At 50.9% G+C, this 17,873-nt stretch carries 17 protein-coding genes; 10 read left to right on the forward strand and 7 right to left on the reverse strand.

The genetic code is table 11. The features are described 5' to 3' along the window. Nucleotides 1–55 precede the first annotated feature (55 nt). Together rhaA and rhaB are read right to left on the reverse strand one after the other, a co-directional pair. Complete coding sequence (rhaA, locus tag A1SC_RS05420) at nt 56–1,315, reverse strand: L-rhamnose isomerase (protein ID WP_016262734.1); 1,260 nt, start codon at nt 1,313–1,315, stop codon at nt 56–58. Next, nucleotides 1,312–2,781, reverse strand: coding sequence for a rhamnulokinase (gene rhaB, locus A1SC_RS05415; RefSeq protein ID WP_016262735.1), 1,470 nt, complete (start codon nt 2,779–2,781; stop codon nt 1,312–1,314). Before rhaB ends, rhaA begins: the two co-directional genes overlap by 4 nt. 287 nt (nt 2,782–3,068) lie before the next feature. On the opposite strand from rhaB, the gene rhaS reads away from it, so the two are divergent. Together rhaS and rhaR are read left to right on the forward strand one after the other, a co-directional pair. Further along, entirely contained in the window at nt 3,069–3,905 is an 837-nt protein-coding gene (gene rhaS, locus A1SC_RS05410) for an HTH-type transcriptional activator RhaS (RefSeq protein WP_016262736.1), read from the forward strand. Nucleotides 3,906–3,977: 72 nt separating this feature from the next. Next, nucleotides 3,978–4,826 carry an HTH-type transcriptional activator RhaR gene (rhaR, locus tag A1SC_RS05405; RefSeq protein WP_016262737.1) on the forward strand — a complete coding sequence of 283 codons (849 nt, stop codon included), beginning with the start codon at nt 3,978–3,980 and terminating at the stop codon, nt 4,824–4,826. Here rhaR and rhaT read toward each other — a convergent pair. Then, nucleotides 4,823–5,857, reverse strand: coding sequence for an L-rhamnose/proton symporter RhaT (gene rhaT / locus A1SC_RS05400; protein ID WP_001517487.1), 1,035 nt, complete (start codon nt 5,855–5,857; stop codon nt 4,823–4,825). The genes rhaR and rhaT overlap by 4 nt on opposite strands. Before the next feature lie 284 nt (nt 5,858–6,141). On the opposite strand from rhaT, the gene sodA reads away from it, so the two are divergent. Both sodA and kdgT read left to right on the forward strand, forming a co-directional pair. Then, nucleotides 6,142–6,762, forward strand: coding sequence for a superoxide dismutase [Mn] (sodA, locus tag A1SC_RS05395; RefSeq protein ID WP_010350891.1), 621 nt, complete (start codon nt 6,142–6,144; stop codon nt 6,760–6,762). A gap of 259 nt (nt 6,763–7,021) precedes the next feature. Continuing rightward, nucleotides 7,022–8,005: a 2-keto-3-deoxygluconate transporter gene (gene kdgT / locus A1SC_RS05390; protein ID WP_010376485.1), complete on the forward strand. Its 984-nt coding sequence runs from the start codon at nt 7,022–7,024 to the stop codon at nt 8,003–8,005. A gap of 57 nt (nt 8,006–8,062) precedes the next feature. Here kdgT and A1SC_RS05385 read toward each other — a convergent pair whose 3' ends face one another. Beyond that, complete coding sequence (locus A1SC_RS05385; protein ID WP_016262738.1) at nt 8,063–8,953, reverse strand: dihydrodipicolinate synthase family protein; 891 nt, start codon at nt 8,951–8,953, stop codon at nt 8,063–8,065. Nucleotides 8,954–9,105: 152 nt separating this feature from the next. On the opposite strand from A1SC_RS05385, the gene yiiM reads away from it, so the two are divergent. Continuing rightward, nucleotides 9,106–9,780 (forward strand): 6-hydroxyaminopurine reductase, encoded by a 675-nt coding sequence (gene yiiM, locus A1SC_RS05380; protein ID WP_001270231.1) that lies wholly within the window; start codon nt 9,106–9,108, stop codon nt 9,778–9,780. Between the two features lie 113 nt (nt 9,781–9,893). Here the strand turns inward: yiiM and cpxA are convergent, their stop codons facing one another. Both cpxA and cpxR read right to left on the reverse strand, forming a co-directional pair. After that, nucleotides 9,894–11,267, reverse strand: coding sequence for an envelope stress sensor histidine kinase CpxA (gene cpxA / locus A1SC_RS05375; RefSeq protein ID WP_000580416.1), 1,374 nt, complete (start codon nt 11,265–11,267; stop codon nt 9,894–9,896). After that, nucleotides 11,264–11,962 (reverse strand): envelope stress response regulator transcription factor CpxR, encoded by a 699-nt coding sequence (gene cpxR / locus A1SC_RS05370; RefSeq protein WP_001033718.1) that lies wholly within the window; start codon nt 11,960–11,962, stop codon nt 11,264–11,266. The genes cpxA and cpxR overlap by 4 nt, the downstream gene beginning before the upstream one ends. A gap of 149 nt (nt 11,963–12,111) precedes the next feature. On the opposite strand from cpxR, the gene cpxP reads away from it, so the two are divergent. From cpxP to cdh, 5 genes are all read left to right on the forward strand, one after another. Beyond that, nucleotides 12,112–12,612, forward strand: coding sequence for a cell-envelope stress modulator CpxP (gene cpxP, locus A1SC_RS05365; protein WP_001517491.1), 501 nt, complete (start codon nt 12,112–12,114; stop codon nt 12,610–12,612). Nucleotides 12,613–12,760: 148 nt separating this feature from the next. After that, nucleotides 12,761–13,663, forward strand: a complete 903-nt coding sequence (fieF, locus tag A1SC_RS05360; RefSeq protein ID WP_001076732.1) for a CDF family cation-efflux transporter FieF — start codon at nt 12,761–12,763, stop codon at nt 13,661–13,663. Nucleotides 13,664–13,843: 180 nt separating this feature from the next. After that, nucleotides 13,844–14,806 (forward strand): 6-phosphofructokinase, encoded by a 963-nt coding sequence (gene pfkA, locus A1SC_RS05355; protein ID WP_001517511.1) that lies wholly within the window; start codon nt 13,844–13,846, stop codon nt 14,804–14,806. 318 nt (nt 14,807–15,124) lie between these two features. Further along, nucleotides 15,125–16,114 carry a sulfate/thiosulfate ABC transporter substrate-binding protein Sbp gene (gene sbp / locus A1SC_RS05350; protein ID WP_016262739.1) on the forward strand — a complete coding sequence of 330 codons (990 nt, stop codon included), beginning with the start codon at nt 15,125–15,127 and terminating at the stop codon, nt 16,112–16,114. A gap of 104 nt (nt 16,115–16,218) precedes the next feature. Next, nucleotides 16,219–16,968, forward strand: coding sequence for a CDP-diacylglycerol diphosphatase (gene cdh / locus A1SC_RS05345; protein WP_010376556.1), 750 nt, complete (start codon nt 16,219–16,221; stop codon nt 16,966–16,968). A 42-nt stretch (nt 16,969–17,010) separates the two neighbouring features. On the opposite strand, the gene tpiA is transcribed toward cdh, so the two are convergent. Continuing rightward, a complete protein-coding gene (tpiA, locus tag A1SC_RS05340; protein WP_001216325.1) occupies nt 17,011–17,778 on the reverse strand; it encodes a triose-phosphate isomerase in 768 nt (255 codons plus the stop codon). Between the last annotated feature and the right edge of the window lie 95 nt (nt 17,779–17,873).

A 17,873-nucleotide genomic window follows, 5' to 3' on the forward strand; every position in this document is an offset into this window, starting at 1 on the left:
TAACTGTTGCTGACCTGTAGATCGGATAAGTCACTTGTGCCGCATTCAGCGGTATTTACCCGCGTTGACGCAAAATCGTGTTTTCATAAGCCCGCACGCTTTCCAGCCACTCGCTACCCACTGGCGTATCATGACGCTGGCAATACATTTCCCATACCGCCTGCCACGGCAACGATTTCTGCTCTTCCAGCAACGCCAGTCGCGCGGTGTAATCGCCTGCCGCTTCCAGCTTGCGCAGTTCGGCTGTCGGTTCTAACAACGCACGCAGCAGAGCTTTTTTCATATTGCGTGTACCAATGACCCATGCGGCAATGCGGTTGATGGAGGCATCAAAGAAGTCGAGGCCGATATGTACCCGGTCAAACAGGTCATGACGGACGATCTCGCTGGCGATCGCCTGGGTTTCATCATCCAGCAGCACGACGTGATCGCTGTCCCAGCGTACCGGGCGGCTGACGTGCAGCAGCAACTGCGGCACATACAACATGGCGGCGGAAATCTTGTCGGAAATGACTTCAGTCGGGTGGAAGTGTCCGGCATCCAGGCACAGCGCAGTCTGGCGGCTGGTGGCATAACCCATATAAAACTCATTAGAGCCAACCGTATAGCTCTCCGCGCCAATGCCAAACAATTTGCTCTCTACGGCGTCGATATGGTGCGCCGGATCCAGCTTTTCGCTGATCACTTCATCCAGTGCTGCCAGCAAACGCTGGCGCGGGGCAAGGCGGTCAATGGTGATATCTTTCATGCCATCCGGGATCCAGATGTTCATCACTGATGGCGTGCCGAGTTGTTCGCCAAAATAGGCCGAAACGCGGCGGCTGGCCTTACAGTGATCAATCCAGAACTGGCGAATGCGGTTGTCGGCATGTGAGAGCGTAAAGCCATCGGCGCTTAGCGGATGCGAGAAACAGGAAGGGTTAAAATCCAGACCGAGTTGATTAGCTTTCGCCCATTCAACCCAGTTTTTGAAGTGTTCAGGTTTGATTTGGTCACGCGAGACTGGCGTGTCTGACTCCAGATAGATCGCATGTAAATTAAGCCGTTTCGGCCCCGGAATCAGCCGCATAGCCTGTTCCAAATCGGCACGCAGCTCTTCGGCATTGCGCGCTTTTCCCGGGTAGTTGCCGGTGGCCTGAATCCCTCCAGTCAGCGAACCTTCCGGGTTTTCAAAACCAGAAACATCATCGCCCTGCCAGCAGTGCATTGAAACGGGTAAGCGATCAAGTTGGCGCAGTGCCTCCTCGACATCAATCCCTACCGCCGCGAAACGCTGTTTCGCCAGTTCCCAGGCCTGTTCCAGTTGAGTGGTCATGCGCAAAGCTCCTTAGTCTGTCGTGTAGAGCGAAACTGCGCCACATAGTGGGCAATTTCACTGTCAGGATTAGGGGTAAAGGTGGTCAGATTCGCAGTGGCGCTTACCACCTGACGGAAATCATCCACATTGTTGAGTTCATCCAGCGCCATTAACTGGATGCCGATATTGCCGAGCGTTGAAGCTTCTACAGGCCCGGCGATCACCCGAGTACCGCAGGCATCGGCGCACAACTGGTTGAGTAGTGCGTTCTGGCTGCCGCCGCCGACAATATGCAGTTGCGAGAAATCTTCACCGCGTAGCTGTGCCAGTTCATGCAGCACATCGGCATACAGCACTGCCAGACTGTCGAAAATACAGCGCGCCAGTTCAGCATCACTTTCTGGGATCGGTTGCGCCGTTTCCCGACACGCAGCCTGAATTTCGCTGCACATCGCGTCAGGATTAATAAAGCGATCGTCATTGGGATTGATGATGAAGCGGCAGGCCGGAAGCGCCTGTGTCGTAGCGATAAGTGCCGGGAGATCGTTGATTTGCCGCTCCTGAAGCACCCGCTGAAGCAGCCATAAGCCCATAATATTTTTCAGCACCCGATAGCGACCTTCCGCACCACCTTCATTGGTGATGTTGGCTGCCAGCGCCGCATCATTGGTGAATGGCGTCTGGCTTTCGAAGCCCATCAATGACCAGGTTCCGGAGGAGAGGTAAGCGGCGCGTGATCCGTTTAACGGCGAAGCGATAACCGCGCTGGCGGTATCATGGCTGGCAACGGCGACCACAGGAATTTCATTATCCTGCGGACAAATCCAGTGACCAATGACATTGCCCGGATGCGTCGGGCGGCCAAACCAGGCTTTGTTGGCACCGCTCCACGCCAGCAGGGAGTCATCCCAGTCATCGCTATTGATATTGACCAGTTGCGTGGTGGTGGCGTTTGTGTACTCCCAGTTCATCTTGCCGGTCAGGCGATAACTAAAGTAATCCGGCATTAGCAGAGCGTGAGCAATGTGTGGAATAAGTTCGGGTTGTTGCTCTGTCAGCGCACGTAGCTGATAGATCGTATTGAAGGGCAAAAACTGAATGCCGCTACGCTGATAAATATCGCGCTTTCCATATTGCTGTTGTGCCAGCGCCATCAGACCACTGGTGCGGCTATCTCGATAAGCAACAGGTAGACCCACGCGCTGACCGTGTTGGTCGAGTAGTACATAGTCCACGCCCCAGGTATCAATACCGATGCTATCGATACGAATCCCTTCCTCACAAACCTTGTTTAGCCCAAGGCGAATGGCGCTCTCCAGGCTATCCACATCCCAGGTGACATAGCCGTTCCGGTTATGCAGTCCATTGTTAAATCGGTGGATTTCACGCAGCATCAGGCTGCGACATTCACGGGAGTAACGCGCCAGCATCACGCGCCCACTGGATGCGCCGAGATCGACGGCGACACAATTGCGAAAGGTCATAATGTGATCCTGCTGAATTTCATTACGACCAGTCTAAAAAGCGCCCGAGTTCGCTACCTTCTTGTTACTGACAGGAAAATACACCACTGGCAACCAGGGAAAGATGAACGTGATAGCGTTCACAATTTTCTGAATTGTGGTGGTGTGATGTTTGCCGCATTTCCTGAAAATTCACGCTGTATCTTGAAAAATCGACATTTTTTACGAGTTTTGCCGTCAAAAATTTAAGGTAAGAACCAAACCGCTTGATTACTATTCCGCCATGTTGATGACATCAGGAGGCCAGTATGACCGTATTACAAAGTGTGGATTTTTTTCCGTCTGGTCACGCGTCTGTGGCGATAGAACCCCGGCTTCCGCAAGCTGATTTCCCTGAGCATCACCATGATTTTCATGAGATTGTGATTGTTGAACATGGCACGGGTATCCACGTTTTCAATGGGCAGCCTTATACCATCTCCGGTGGCACAATCTGCTTCGTGCGCGATCATGATCGGCATTTATATGAACATACGGACAATCTGTGTTTGACCAATGTGCTGTATCGCTCACCGGATCGATTTCAGTTTCTCGCCGGGCTGCATCAGCTTCTTCCGCAAGAGCTGGACGGGCAATATCCGTCTCACTGGCGCGTGAGCCAAAGCGTATTGCAGCAGGTGCGGCAACTGGTTTCGCAACTGGAACAGCATGAAAGGGCGAGTGATTTACCCTCGAAAGCCAGTCGCGAGATTTTGTTTATGCAATTACTGCTCTTGCTGCGTAAAAACAGTTTGCAGGAGAGTATGGAAAGTCGTGAATCACGTCTGAACTTGCTCCTGGCCTGGCTGGAGGAGCATTTTGCCGACGAGGTGAATTGGGAAACGGTGGCGGATAAGTTTTCTCTGTCACTACGCACTTTGCATCGTCAGCTAAAACAGCAAACCGGTTTGACTCCCCAGCGTTACCTTAACCGTTTACGGTTGGTGAAGGCGCGTCATCTGTTACGTCATAGCGAGGCCAGCGTGACCGAAATCGCATATCGCTGCGGGTTCAGCGACAGTAACCACTTTTCGACGCTGTTTCGCCGTGAGTTTAACTGGTCACCGCGTGATATTCGCCAGGGGCGGGATGGTTTTCTGCAATAACGCGAATCTTCTCAACGTATTTCCACGCCAGATTATGAATAATCAAATGCGTTTTCTGGCTGAGGTGGCACGGTGGTTCATCAGTTAATCCTTCGCAAAAAAGATTTTTTTGCCAGCGAACAGCAGGCGGTCGCTGTTGCTGACCGTTATCCGCAGGATGTCTTTGCCGAACATACACATGATTTTTGTGAACTGGTGATCGTCTGGCGCGGTAATGGTCTGCATGTGCTCAACGATCGCCCTTATCGCATTACCCGTGGCGATCTCTTTTATATTCACGCTGATGATAAACACTCCTACGCTTCCGTTAACGATCTGGTGTTGCAGAACATTATTTATTGTCCGGAGCGACTGACGCTTAGTCTTGACTGGCAGGGGGCGATTCCGGGATTTAACGCCAGCGCAGGACAATCACACTGGCGTTTAGGTAGCGTAGGCATGGCACAGGCGCGGCAGGTTATCGGTCAGCTTGAGCACGAAAGCTGTCAGCATGCACCGTTCGCCAACGAGATGGCGGAGTTACTGTTTGGGCAGTTGGTGATGCTTTTGAAGCGTCATCGTTACACCAGTGATTCGTTGCCGCCAACATCCAGCGAAACGTTGCTGGATAAGCTGATTACCCGGCTGGCGGCCAGCCTGAAAAGTCCCTTTGCGCTGGATAAATTTTGTGATGAGGCATCGTGCAGTGAACGCGTCCTGCGTCAGCAATTTCGCCAGCAGACCGGCATGACCATCAATCAATATCTGCGGCAGGTCAGAGTGTGCCATGCGCAATATCTTCTCCAGCATAGCCGCCTGTTAATCAGTGATATCTCGACAGAATGTGGCTTTGAAGACAGCAACTACTTTTCGGTGGTGTTTACCCGGGAAACCGGGATGACGCCCAGCCAGTGGCGTCATCTCTGTTCCCAGAAAGATTAATTCGCCATGCCCATACCAACGATGTTGGCGGCGACAATAATCACCACACAGCCGAGGCTCAACACCGTTACCGGACGGCGACCCGCATTGTTCCACTCTTTCAGAACCAGACCGACGATACCGCCGCACAGAACGTAGAAACTCATATGCAGCATCCAACTGATGTAGTCATATTGCGCCGGAATGCGGGCGTGACCCCAGGCATAGAAAAAGAATTGCAGATACCACATCAAACCGCCCAGCGCCGAGAGCAATATGTTGTGAATGATCAGCGGTTTTGCCAGCGAGAAGTCGGCTTTTAGCGACAAATCTTTCACTTTTGCCAGACGAATAAAACAGAAACCGAGGTTAATAATCGCGCCGCCGCCCATGATGACAACATAGCTTGGCAGAGCGACATACAATGGATCAACACCCAACGCGGCAGCCGCTTCATGCATTGGTTTTGCGGCGTTCATCGCAAAGGACATCCCTGCAGAGAAAATGCCGCACATCACCGCCAGTACCAGCCCTTTTTTCAGGTTGAACTCTTCGGCTTTAATGCCCATTTTGCGCTCTTTCAATTGCCCGGCGCGGGTCACAATTCCCACGCCAATCAGCGCTACCAGCACGCCGAGCAACGTCATTCGCCCACCGTCGGTATTAATTAACACATCGAAATTGCCGTTGATAATTGGCGTCATCAGTGTACCGACGATCAACGTAATGCCAATGGCGATACCTATCCCCATCGACATGCCGAGATAACGCATGGTCAGGCCGTAGTTGATATTACCAATCCCCCACATTGCGCCAAACAAAAATACCGGCAGCAAGGTAGAGAGGCTGAACGAGCTATAATATGCCCAGAAATCAGGTAGTAGCATGGCGCTGATAGCCCACGGCAGAATAATCCACGAGACAATTCCACCGACTGACCACATGGTTTCCCATGACCATTTTTTTACTTTTTTGAACGGAGCGTAAAAACAGGCTGCACTGGCCGCGCCGATCAAATGCCAAAAAATCCCCATCGTAATCGCGTTACTCATTTTCTTATCCTCATCATTTTTCGTCGCGTCACATCTCCGACGAGATGAGTGTAAAAATCGTGCTGTCGATTAACCTTTCGCCTGTTGCCGCCGTTGCCGATTTACTGGCAATCACGGCATTAAGTGGGTGATTTGGCTCACATCTCTGGCATTTTCCTGCAAAACCATATCCTTACGAAAAGTACGGCATTGATAATCATTTTCAATATCATTTAATTAACTATAATGAACCAACTGCTTACGCGGCATTAACAATCGGCCGCCCGACAATACTGGAGATGAATATGAGCTACACCCTGCCATCCCTGCCGTATGCTTACGATGCCCTGGAACCGCACTTCGATAAGCAGACCATGGAAATCCACCACACCAAACACCATCAGGCCTACGTCAACAACGCTAACGCGGCGCTGGAAAGCCTGCCAGAATTTGCCAACCTGCCGGTTGAAGAGCTGATCACTAAGCTGGATCAACTGCCAGCAGACAAGAAAACCGTTTTGCGCAACAACGCAGGCGGCCATGCTAACCACAGCCTGTTCTGGAAAGGCCTGAAAAAAGGCACCACCCTGCAGGGCGATCTGAAAGCGGCTATCGAACGTGATTTCGGTTCCGTTGATAACTTCAAAGCAGAATTTGAGAAAGCGGCAGCTTCCCGCTTTGGTTCCGGCTGGGCATGGCTGGTGCTGAAAGGCGATAAACTGGCGGTGGTTTCTACTGCTAACCAGGACTCCCCGCTGATGGGCGAAGCTATCTCTGGCGCTTCCGGCTTCCCTGTTCTGGGTCTGGATGTGTGGGAACACGCTTACTACCTGAAATTCCAGAACCGCCGTCCGGACTACATTAAAGAGTTCTGGAACGTGGTGAACTGGGACGAAGCAGCGGCACGTTTCGCCGCGAAAAAATAATCGCATATTGCCTGCTGCAATGAGGCGTTAACGCCATTTGCCAGCATAAAAAACAAACCATCGCAGATAGCGGTGGTTTTTTTGTGATCAATTTCAAAATAAAAACAATGATCCTATAAAAATAAAACAACGTTTCAATTGGTGTGGTTTTGATCACTTTTATTGCTCTGTTGAATGTCTATCTTCGTTTCCATCAACACTGATGCACTGTGAAGGACGTATGCATCAGCCTATAAAAATATGCCGATAGGTGATGAAAATGCAGATAAAACGCACGATAGAGAAAATCCCAGGGGGGATGATGCTCATCCCGTTGTTCCTTGGCGCACTGTGTCACACCTTCTCGCCAGGGGCGGGAAAATACTTTGGCTCATTCACTAACGGGATGATTACCGGCACGGTGCCGATTCTGGCGGTGTGGTTTTTCTGCATGGGGGCGTCGATCAAATTAAGCGCGACGGGAACGGTGTTGCGTAAATCCGGCACGTTGGTGGTAACCAAAATTGCTGTTGCATGGGTGGTTGCGGCAATTGCCTCGCGCATTATTCCCGAACATGGCGTTGAAGTCGGATTCTTTGCCGGACTTTCAACGCTGGCGCTGGTGGCGGCAATGGATATGACCAACGGCGGGCTTTACGCTTCGATCATGCAACAGTATGGCACCAAAGAAGAGGCCGGAGCGTTTGTGTTGATGTCGCTGGAGTCCGGGCCGCTCATGACGATGATTATTCTGGGAACCGCCGGAATTGCCTCGTTCGAACCGCATGTTTTTGTCGGTGCGGTATTACCGTTCCTCGTAGGCTTTGCGTTAGGGAATCTTGACCCTGAGTTGCGAGAATTTTTCAGCAAAGCAGTCCAGACGCTGATCCCGTTCTTTGCCTTTGCATTGGGCAATACCATTGATTTAACCGTGATTGCTCAGACTGGTTTGCTGGGGATCTTGCTGGGTGTGGCGGTGATTGTCGTGACCGGTATTCCATTGATTATTGCTGATAAGTTGATTGGTGGTGGCGATGGTACTGCCGGAATTGCGGCTTCCAGTTCTGCCGGTGCTGCGGTGGCTACGCCGGTACTGATTGCAGAAATGATCCCGGCCTTTAAACCTATGGCTCCAGCAGCAACCTCACTGGTGGCAACGTCGGTGATTGTGACTTCGATTCTGGTGCCGATTTTGACTTCTGTCTGGTCGCGTAAAGTTAAAGCCAGAGTGGCGAAGATCGAAATATTAGGTGCGGTGAAATAATCCCCCATCCATTTAAATCAAGGGGCCGGATGGTTTGTCGTCATCCGGCTTCTTGCGTTATCTGACAAAGACCTCGTCAATTGTTCGACATTCACTTTCGCTTAACTCGCCACCCGCATTGCGTGATACTCCAGTGCAATAACCAAACTTACGCGATACCACCGTCTTGATAGTAGTGACAAAATCCTCACCAATGGCGTAGATGGACATATAAGTGCCAATCTGTTGCTGAATCTCTTGTAAAGCCGCCAGGTCGCCGCGTTTGAAGGCTTCACGGGCTTCGACAAACAGTTCCGGCATAACGTTGTTCAGGCCGGATATTATCCCCGCGCCACCGGCTAGCAGATTAGGAATGTAATACTCGTCATAGCCCGAAAGTACAGCAAAATCAGAACGAACAGACTGTGTTGCCTGAATCATGCTGCGGGTGTGTGACTGGCAATCGACAGTGTCTTTAATCCCGGCAAAGTGAGGAAATTCACTCGCCAGCGTGGCGACCAGGTCTGGGGTTAAATCACAACCGGTCCGCGCCGGGAAGTTATATGCGAACCATTTTCCCCGTAACTCGCGACCCAGATTGCGGAAATAGCTTAATAATTGCTTCGCCGTCTGGCCGTAGTAGTAAGGCGGCAGGATCATCACTGCATCATAGCCTGTGCGATACGCTTCTTGTGCCATCACCAGTACATCGTGAGTGCAGGTGGAAGAAACGTTAGCGACCATTTTTAATGTGCTCATGGTACGCGCCTCGCGGATAAGCATGAGTCTCTCTTCGAGGGTGAAAGAGGCAAATTCACCAATGCTGCCCATCAGCAATATCACATCAATGTTGGCTTCCGTTAATCGCTGCAGATGTCGCTTCAGCCCGTTAAGATCCACATTACCGTCTTTATCCATTGGCGTAATGGAAGGACACCAGACGCCAGAAAACTGTGTTTGCTCGGTCACGTTGAATACTCCTTATAATGAAATGGCGTTTCAAATTCATCTCATTGATAACATTTCTAAGGCGTCATCATGTGAACCGTGCTCTCATTTTGCGCGCCTGACGTAAAATAAATATGGTCTAATGGGGAAATTTCTCGGTGGAGAGGGAACAGATGCGATATCCAGTTGATGTATACGCAGGCAAGGTTCGGGAATATCCGGAAAGCCGTCCAAGTGCGATTGCGAAAATCCAGGTCGATGGCGAGTTGATGTTGACAGAGCTGGGGCTGGAAGGTGACGAGCAGGCAGAGAAGAAAATTCATGGCGGACCAGACAGGGCGCTGTGTCACTATCCTCGTGAACATTATCTTTATTGGGCGCGGGAATTTCCGGAACAGGCGGATTTGTTTGTTGCGCCTGCGTTTGGTGAAAACCTCTCAACCGACGGTCTGACGGAAAGCAATGTTTATATTGGCGATATTTTCCGCTGGGGCGAGGCTTTGATTCAGGTTACCCAACCGCGGTCACCGTGCTTTAAACTCAATTATCATTTTGACATCAGCGATATGGCGCAGTTGATGCAAAATGCCGGAAAAACTGGCTGGTTATATAGCGTGATTGCGCCGGGGTTGATATCTGCAGATGCGCCGCTGGAGTTGGTTTCCCGCGTCAGTGATGTCACCGTGCAGGAGGCAATAGCCATTGCGTGGCATATGCCGTTTGATGATGAGCAGTATCACCGTTTACTCTCCGCTGCCGGGCTGTCGAAAAGCTGGACGCGGACGATGCAGAAGCGCCGACTTAGCGGCAAGATTGAAGATTTTTCGCGGCGTTTGTGGGGAAAATAAAAAGCGGAGAGTAGGCCTGATAAGACGCAACCAGCGTCGCATCAGGCATCCGCTCAAATGCCGGATGCGGCGTAAACGCCTTATCCGGCTTATAAAAGCTGCCTGCGCGGTGTTTAGCTCCGCTTATACAGCGGCAGCCAAATTACCAGCCGTAAACCGCCCAGCGGACTGTCTTCAGCTTTCACCCAACCACGGTGCTGCTGGATGGCGGTTTCGACAATCGCCAGCCCCAGACCCGTACCGCCAGATTCACGATCGCGCGCTTCATCGGTGCGATAAAACGGACGGAAAATCTGTTCGCGATCTTCCGGGCTAACGCCAGGACCATCGTCATCCACCGTAATGGTGATACCGTCTTTATCTACCGCGAAGCCCACTTCAATCTTCGTATGGGAATAACGCAGGGCATTACGGACAATGTTTTCCAGCGCACTTTCCAGGGCATTTGGGTTGCCGTACAGCGGCCACGGCCCTGGCGGGAAGTTAACGGTAAACGACTTGCCCATCTGCTCCGCTTCGAACGCTGCGTTATCCAGCACTTCGCTCCACAACTGGTTGGCTTTGATGGTCTCGCTTACCAGCGCGTTTTTCTGCTGATTACGTGACATCACCAACAGGTCGTTGATCATGCTGTCCAGACGTTGTGCTTCGGTTTCAATGCGCTCCAGTTCCTTACTTTCGCCACTACGACGGCGTAGTAACGCCGTACCCAGTTGCAGACGCGTCAGCGGCGTGCGCAGCTCGTGAGAGATATCAGAAAGCAGGCGCTGCTGGGAGGTCATCATGCGTTCCAGCGCAGTCACCATCTGGTTAAAACTGGCACCTGCGGCAAGAAATTCTTGTGGCCCCGCTTCCAGTTCCGGGTGCTGACGTAAGTTCCCCTGAGCGACTTCATCGGCAGCGTTTTTCAGCTTGCGCGCCGGTTTTGCCAGACTCCAGGCCAACCACAACAGCAACGGCGTACTGACCAACATGGTGACAATTAACAGTAATAGCGGGCGGTCAAACAGTAAGTTGATGAAATCGGATTGAGAACTGCTGGCCGGGCGAATCAGATAGAGCTGGTAATTATCTTCACCGTCGCGCACAGAGAACGGCCCGACCAGTTCCACGCGACCATACTTTTTCTTCTGCGGGTGATCGGCGTTATCCGCCTGACCAATAAAGTTGCGAATGATCTGCATTTCGCTGCGTTCAGCACCGATCACGCGGCCTTCGGTGGTTACCAGTAATAAACGCTGACCTGGTGGTGCCCATTTATCAATGGCACGGAACAGGCGACGCCACCACATTAAATCGTTGGGGGGATCGTTCGCCAGTTCCGCTTCGACATGCTGCTCAATCATCAGCCCCTGACGCTGTTCGCTATCCAGAAGCTCGGTCATCTGGCGTGAATCGAGCTTGGGTAACATCAAAACCAGCATCAACACCAGCGCCAGCGTCAGCCAGAAGATGGCGAAGATGCGCGCGGTTAAACTGCCTATCATGAAGCAGAAACCATCAGATAGCCGCGACCACGCAACGTTTTAAACCACGGATGCCCGTCTTTGCGATCCGGCAGCTTACGGCGTAGGTTGGAGATGTGCATATCGATAGCACGGTCGAAAGGCGTCAGGCGTTTGCCCAGCACTTCCTGGCTTAAATGCTCGCGAGAAACTACCTGGCCCAGATGCTGCGCCAGCAAATAGAGCAGGGTAAATTCAGTACCGGTTAACTCCAGCGTTTGTCCGTCGAAGCTGGCTTCCTGACGACCTGGATTCAGCACTAACGCATCTACTTCCAGCGTCGGTGAACCGTTGTCGCTATTTTGCTGTTGCTCGCTCCAGTGCGAACGGCGCAGGATCGCGCGAATACGTGCAACCAACTCACGATCATTAAACGGTTTCGGGAGATAGTCATCCGCGCCCAGCTCAAGGCCAAGAACGCGATCAAGTTCACTGCCGCGCGCTGTTAACATAATGACAGGCGTCTGGTGTGTCTGGCGAAGTGCCTTCAATGTATCGATACCATTTTTCTTCGGCATCATCACATCAAGCAAAAGTAAATCAATGCTGTCGTCCAGAAGATCAAGCGCCTGTTCTCCATCATGGGCAACAATCACGTCGAAACCTTCCATCTCGAGCAGTTCCTTTAACAGGGACGTTAGCTCTCGGTCATCATCAACTAACAAGATTTTATTCATTCTTTAATTACCTCCGAGGCAGAAATTACGTCATCAGACGTCGCTAATCCATGACTTTACGTTGTTTTACACCCCCTGACGCATGTTTGCAGCCTGAATCGTAAACTCTCTATCGTTGAATCGCGACAGAAAGATTTTGGGAGCAAATGATGCGCATAGTTACCGTTGCCGTCATGGCCTCAACGCTGGCAGTCAGTTCACTAAGCCACGCTGCTGAAGTCGGTTCAGGCGATAACTGGCATCCGGGCGAAGAACTTGCGCAGCGCAGTACGCAGAGCCATATGTTCGACGGCATAAGTTTAACCGAACATCAGCGTCAGCAGATGCGAGATCTTATGCAACAGGCCCGGCACGAACAGCCTCCTGTTAATGTTAGCGAAGTGGAGACAATGCATCGCCTTGTCACCGCAGAAAATTTTGATGAAAACGCTGTGCGCGCTCAGGCAGAAAAAATGGCGAAAGAGCAGATCGCTCGCCAGGTTGAGATGGCTAAAGTCCGCAACCAAATGTATCACCTGTTAACGCCGGAGCAGCAAGCGGTTTTAAACGAGAAACATCAACAGCGAATGGAGCAGTTGCGCGACGTGACGCAATGGCAAAAAAGTTCATCGTTGAAGCTATTGAGTAGTAGCAACTCACGTTCCCAGTAGTAAACCCTGTTTTCCTTGCCATAGACACCATCCCTGTCTTCCCCCACATGATGTGGGGGTTTTTTTTATCCTCAATTTGCCTGTTGCTTAATGCATTGCAGATGATTTGCTTCCGTTATACTACCGTCAGTTGATAGCGGGAGTATTTATGAATCAATCTTATGGACGGCTGGTCAGCCGGGCGGCGATTGCTGCGACGGCGATGGCTTCGCTGCTATTGCTGATTAAAATTTTTGCATGGTGGTATACCGGTTCGGTGAGTATTCTCGCCGCGCTTGTCGACTCGTTGGTGGATATTGGTGCGTCACTGACCAATTTATTGGTGGTGCGTTATTCGTTGCAACCGGCGGATGACGAACATACTTTTGGTCATGGTAAAGCAGAATCCCTGGCTGCGTTGGCGCAAAGTATGTTTATCTCTGGTTCGGCGTTGTTTTTGTTTTTAACCGGGATCCAACATCTGATTTCACCGACGCCAATGAATGATCCTGGTGTCGGTATTATCGTCACAATTGTCGCGTTAGTTTGCACCATCGTTCTTGTCTCGTTTCAGCGTTGGGTGGTTCGCCGTACACAAAGTCAGGCGGTGCGTGCAGATATGCTCCATTATCAGTCTGATGTTATGATGAACGGCGCGATTTTGCTGGCACTTGCATTATCCTGGTACGGCTGGCATAGCGCAGATGCCCTGTTTGCTTTGGGTATTGGCATCTATATTTTATATAGTGCGTTACGCATGGGGTATGAGGCGGTACAGTCATTGCTGGATCGCGCGTTACCCGATGAGGAGCGGCAGGAAATTATTGATATCGTGACTTCCTGGCCGGGAGTAAGCGGCGCTCACGATCTTCGCACGCGGCAGTCAGGGCCGACTCGCTTTATTCAGATTCATTTGGAAATGGAAGACTCTCTGCCTCTGGTTCAGGCGCATATGGTGGCTGATCAGGTAGAGCAGGCTATTTTACGGCGTTTTCCAGGCTCGGATGTCATTATTCATCAGGACCCTTGTTCCGTCGTGCCCAGGGAAGGTAAACGGTTTGAGCTATCATAATGCTTGCGAAAAGAGAGCCAGACCCGCATTTTGTGTATAAATTACCGCCATTTGGCCTGACCTGAATCAATTCAGCAGGCAGTGGTTGTTATACTATCTGCATATTCGTTTGGTGTTCGATATGCAGAATCGACTTCCGGCAACAGATTTCATTTTGCATTCCAAAGTTCAGAGGTAGTCATGATTAAGAAAATCGGTGTGTTGACAAGTGGCGGTGATGCGCCTGGCATGAACGCAGCAATCCGTGGTGTCGTACGTGCGGCGCTGTCGGAAGGTCTGGAAGTCATGGGGATTTATGACGGCTATCTTGGCCTGTATGAAGACCGTATGGTTCAGCTTGACCGTTACAGTGTGTCTGACATGATCAACCGTGGTGGTACATTCCTCGGTTCTGCGCGCTTCCCTGAATTCCGCGACGAAAACATCCGCGCGGTGGCTATCGAAAACCTGAAAAAACGTGGCATCGATGCGCTGGTTGTTATCGGCGGTGACGGTTCCTACATGGGGGCAATGCGTCTGACCGAAATGGGTTTCCCATGCATTGGTCTGCCGGGCACCATCGACAACGATATCAAAGGTACTGACTACACCATCGGTTTCTTCACTGCACTGAGCACTGTTGTAGAAGCGATCGACCGTCTGCGTGATACATCTTCTTCTCACCAGCGTATTTCAGTGGTGGAAGTAATGGGTCGTTACTGTGGCGACCTGACTCTGGCTGCAGCAATCGCCGGTGGTTGTGAATTTGTTGTTGTACCGGAAGTCGAATTCAGCCGTGAAGATCTGGTAAACGAAATCAAAGCGGGTATTGCGAAAGGTAAGAAACACGCGATTGTGGCGATCACTGAACACATGTGCGATGTCGATGAACTGGCGCATTTCATCGAGAAAGAAACCGGTCGTGAAACTCGTGCAACCGTGCTGGGCCACATCCAGCGTGGTGGTTCTCCGGTGCCTTATGACCGTATTCTGGCTTCCCGTATGGGCGCATATGCGATTGATCTGCTGCTGGCAGGCTACGGTGGTCGTTGCGTAGGTATTCAGAACGAACAACTGGTTCACCATGACATCATCGACGCTATCGAAAACATGAAGCGTCCGTTCAAAGGTGATTGGCTGGACTGCGCGAAAAAACTGTATTAATGATATCGGGAAAAGGCAGATTTCTTTTGCCTGAAACCGATGACAAAAGCAAAAATGCCTGATGCGCTTCGTTTATCAGGCCTGTATGAATTCTGCAATTTATTGAATTTGCAAATTTTTGTAGGCCGGATAAGGCGGTTACGCCGCATCCGGCATGAACAAGCGTACATTGTCAGCAATTTGAGGCGGATTCATTCCGCCTTTTTTACTCCTCCATATATACCCTCAGGTTATATCCAATCTTTTTTTATTCTTTAATGTTTGATTCACGTTCTGGCACGCTTTGCTTATCACAACACAACATAAGAGAACCGGGCGATGAACAAGTGGGGCGTAGGGTTTACATTTTTGCTGGCGGCGACCAGCGTTATGGCAAAGGATATTCAGCTTCTTAACGTTTCGTATGATCCTACGCGCGAGTTGTACGAACAATACAACAAAGCGTTCAGTGCCCACTGGAAGCAGCAAACGGGCGATAACGTAGTGATTCGTCAGTCGCACGGCGGTTCAGGTAAACAGGCAACGTCGGTGATTAACGGCATAGATGCTGATGTAGTGACGCTGGCGCTGGCTTACGACGTGGATGCGATTGCTGAACGTGGTCGAATTGATAAAAACTGGATCAAACGTCTGCCGGATAACTCCGCGCCGTACACCTCCACCATTGTCTTCCTGGTGCGCAAGGGTAATCCGAAGCAAATCCATGACTGGAACGACCTGGTTAAGCCCGATATTTCAGTGATCACGCCTAACCCGAAAAGCTCTGGTGGCGCACGCTGGAACTACCTGGCAGCGTGGGGATACGCGCTGCATCACAATAATAACGATCAAGCGAAAGCACAGGATTTCGTGCGGTCGTTGTATAAAAACGTTGAAGTTCTGGATTCCGGCGCGCGTGGCTCTACTAATACTTTCGTCGAACGTGGTATTGGTGATGTGCTGATAGCCTGGGAAAACGAAGCACTGCTGGCAACGAATGAATTGGGGAAAGATAAATTCGAAATCGTCACGCCGAGCGAGTCTATTCTCGCGGAACCGACGGTGTCGGTTGTCGATAAAGTGGCGGAGAAAAAAGGCACCAAAGAGATCGCAGAAGCCTACCTGAAATATCTCTATACCCCAGAAGGTCAGGAGATTGCAGCCAAAAACTATTACCGTCCGCGCGATCCGGAGATAGCGAAAAAATATGAAAACGCTTTTCCGAAGCTGAAATTGTTTACCATCGATGAAGAGTTTGGCGGCTGGACGAAGGCGCAAAAAGAGCATTTTTCTAACGGTGGTACGTTCGACCAAATCAGCAAACGTTAATTTTGTTGAAGGTAACCAGGCCCGGAGGCATCTTGCGACCGGGTTTTTTATTTGTCACGATTTTGCGTTACCCTTGCATCTCTTTGAGGTACAGGGAAAAAACGATGAAAAAAACGGTTATTTTCATTTTGGTGATGATAGTTATCGCCGTTGCTGCGGGTTTCGGCTACTGGAAATTTACCGGTGATTCGGAGGTATTACGTAAGATTGTCCTTGAGCAATGTTTGCCCAATCAGCAGCAAAACCAAAACCCTTCGCCATGTGTGGAGGTAAAACCTAATGCCGGGTATGTGGTTTTAAAAGACATTAACGGCCCACTGCAATATCTGTTGATGCCAACGTATCGTATTAACGGTACTGAAAGCCCTTTGTTGACCGATCCTTCAACGCCTAACTTCTTTTGGTTGGCCTGGCAGGCGCGTGATTTTATGAGCCAAAAATACGGTCAGCAGATTCCCGATCGTGCGGTATCTCTGGCGATTAACTCCCGCACCGGGCGCACGCAAAATCATTTTCATATTCATATTTCTTGTATTCGTCCAGATGTACGCGAACAACTGGATAACAATCTGGCGAACATCAGTAGTCGTTGGTTGCCGCTGCCGGGCGGATTACAGGGGCATGAATACCTGGCGCGTCGGGTAACTGAAAGCGAATTAGTACAACGTAGTCCGTTTATGATGTTAGCGGAAGAAGTGCCTGGGGCACGGGAACATATGGGAAGTTACGGGCTGGCGATGGTACGACAGAGTGATAACTCGTTTGTATTGCTGGCGACGCAACGAAATCTCCTGACGCTGAATCGTGCTTCAGCCGAGGAAATTCAGGATCATCAGTGTGAGATTTTGCGTTAAGGCGAGTTAAGTGCCGGATGTGATATCCGGCACCTGTCAGACTTAAGCCTGTTTAGCGGCTTCTGCAGCTTTAACGATCACTGCGAAGGCGTCGGCTTTCAGAGAAGCACCGCCAACCAGTGCGCCGTCGATGTCCGGCTGAGCGAACAGTTCGGCGGCGTTAGAGGCGTTTACAGAACCGCCGTACTGGATGATCACTTGTTCAGCGATGTTAGCGTCAACTTTAGCGATGTGATCACGGATGAATTTGTGAACAGCCTGAGCCTGCGCTGGAGTTGCAGATTTGCCAGTACCGATTGCCCATACGGGTTCGTAAGCGATTACTGCACCTTCGAATGCAGCAGCACCCTGAGTTTTCAGCACTGCGTCGATCTGACGTGCGCACACTTCTTCAGTTTTGCCCGCTTCGTTTTCAGCTTCGGTTTCACCGATGCACAGAACCGGAGTCAGACCCTGCTCTTTCAGCACAGCGAATTTTTTCGCGATCAGTTCGTCAGACTCTTTGTGGTAAGTACGACGTTCAGAGTGACCGATGATGATGTACTGTGCGCCGATGTCTTTCAGCATAGCGGCAGAGGTTTCACCGGTGAATGCGCCGGACAGGTTCAGATCCACGTTCTGCGCGCCCAGCATGATGTGGCTGCCTTCAGCTTCACGCTTCGCCATATCGATGTACATTTCCGGTGGTGCGATTGCAACCGCACAGCCAGCAACACCTGCCAGCTCTTTACGCAGGTTAGAAACCAGCTCGTGAACCATGTGGCGGCTGCCGTTCAGTTTCCAGTTACCCATCACTAAAGGATGTCGCATTTTAATTCTCCACGCTTATAAGCGAATAAAGGAAGATGGCCGCCCCGCAGGGCAGCAGGTCTGTGAAACAGTATAGAGATTCATCGGCACAAAGG

Source organism: Escherichia sp. KTE52 (genome assembly GCF_000408325.1).
GTDB classification, from domain to species: Bacteria; Pseudomonadota; Gammaproteobacteria; order Enterobacterales; family Enterobacteriaceae; genus Escherichia; species Escherichia marmotae.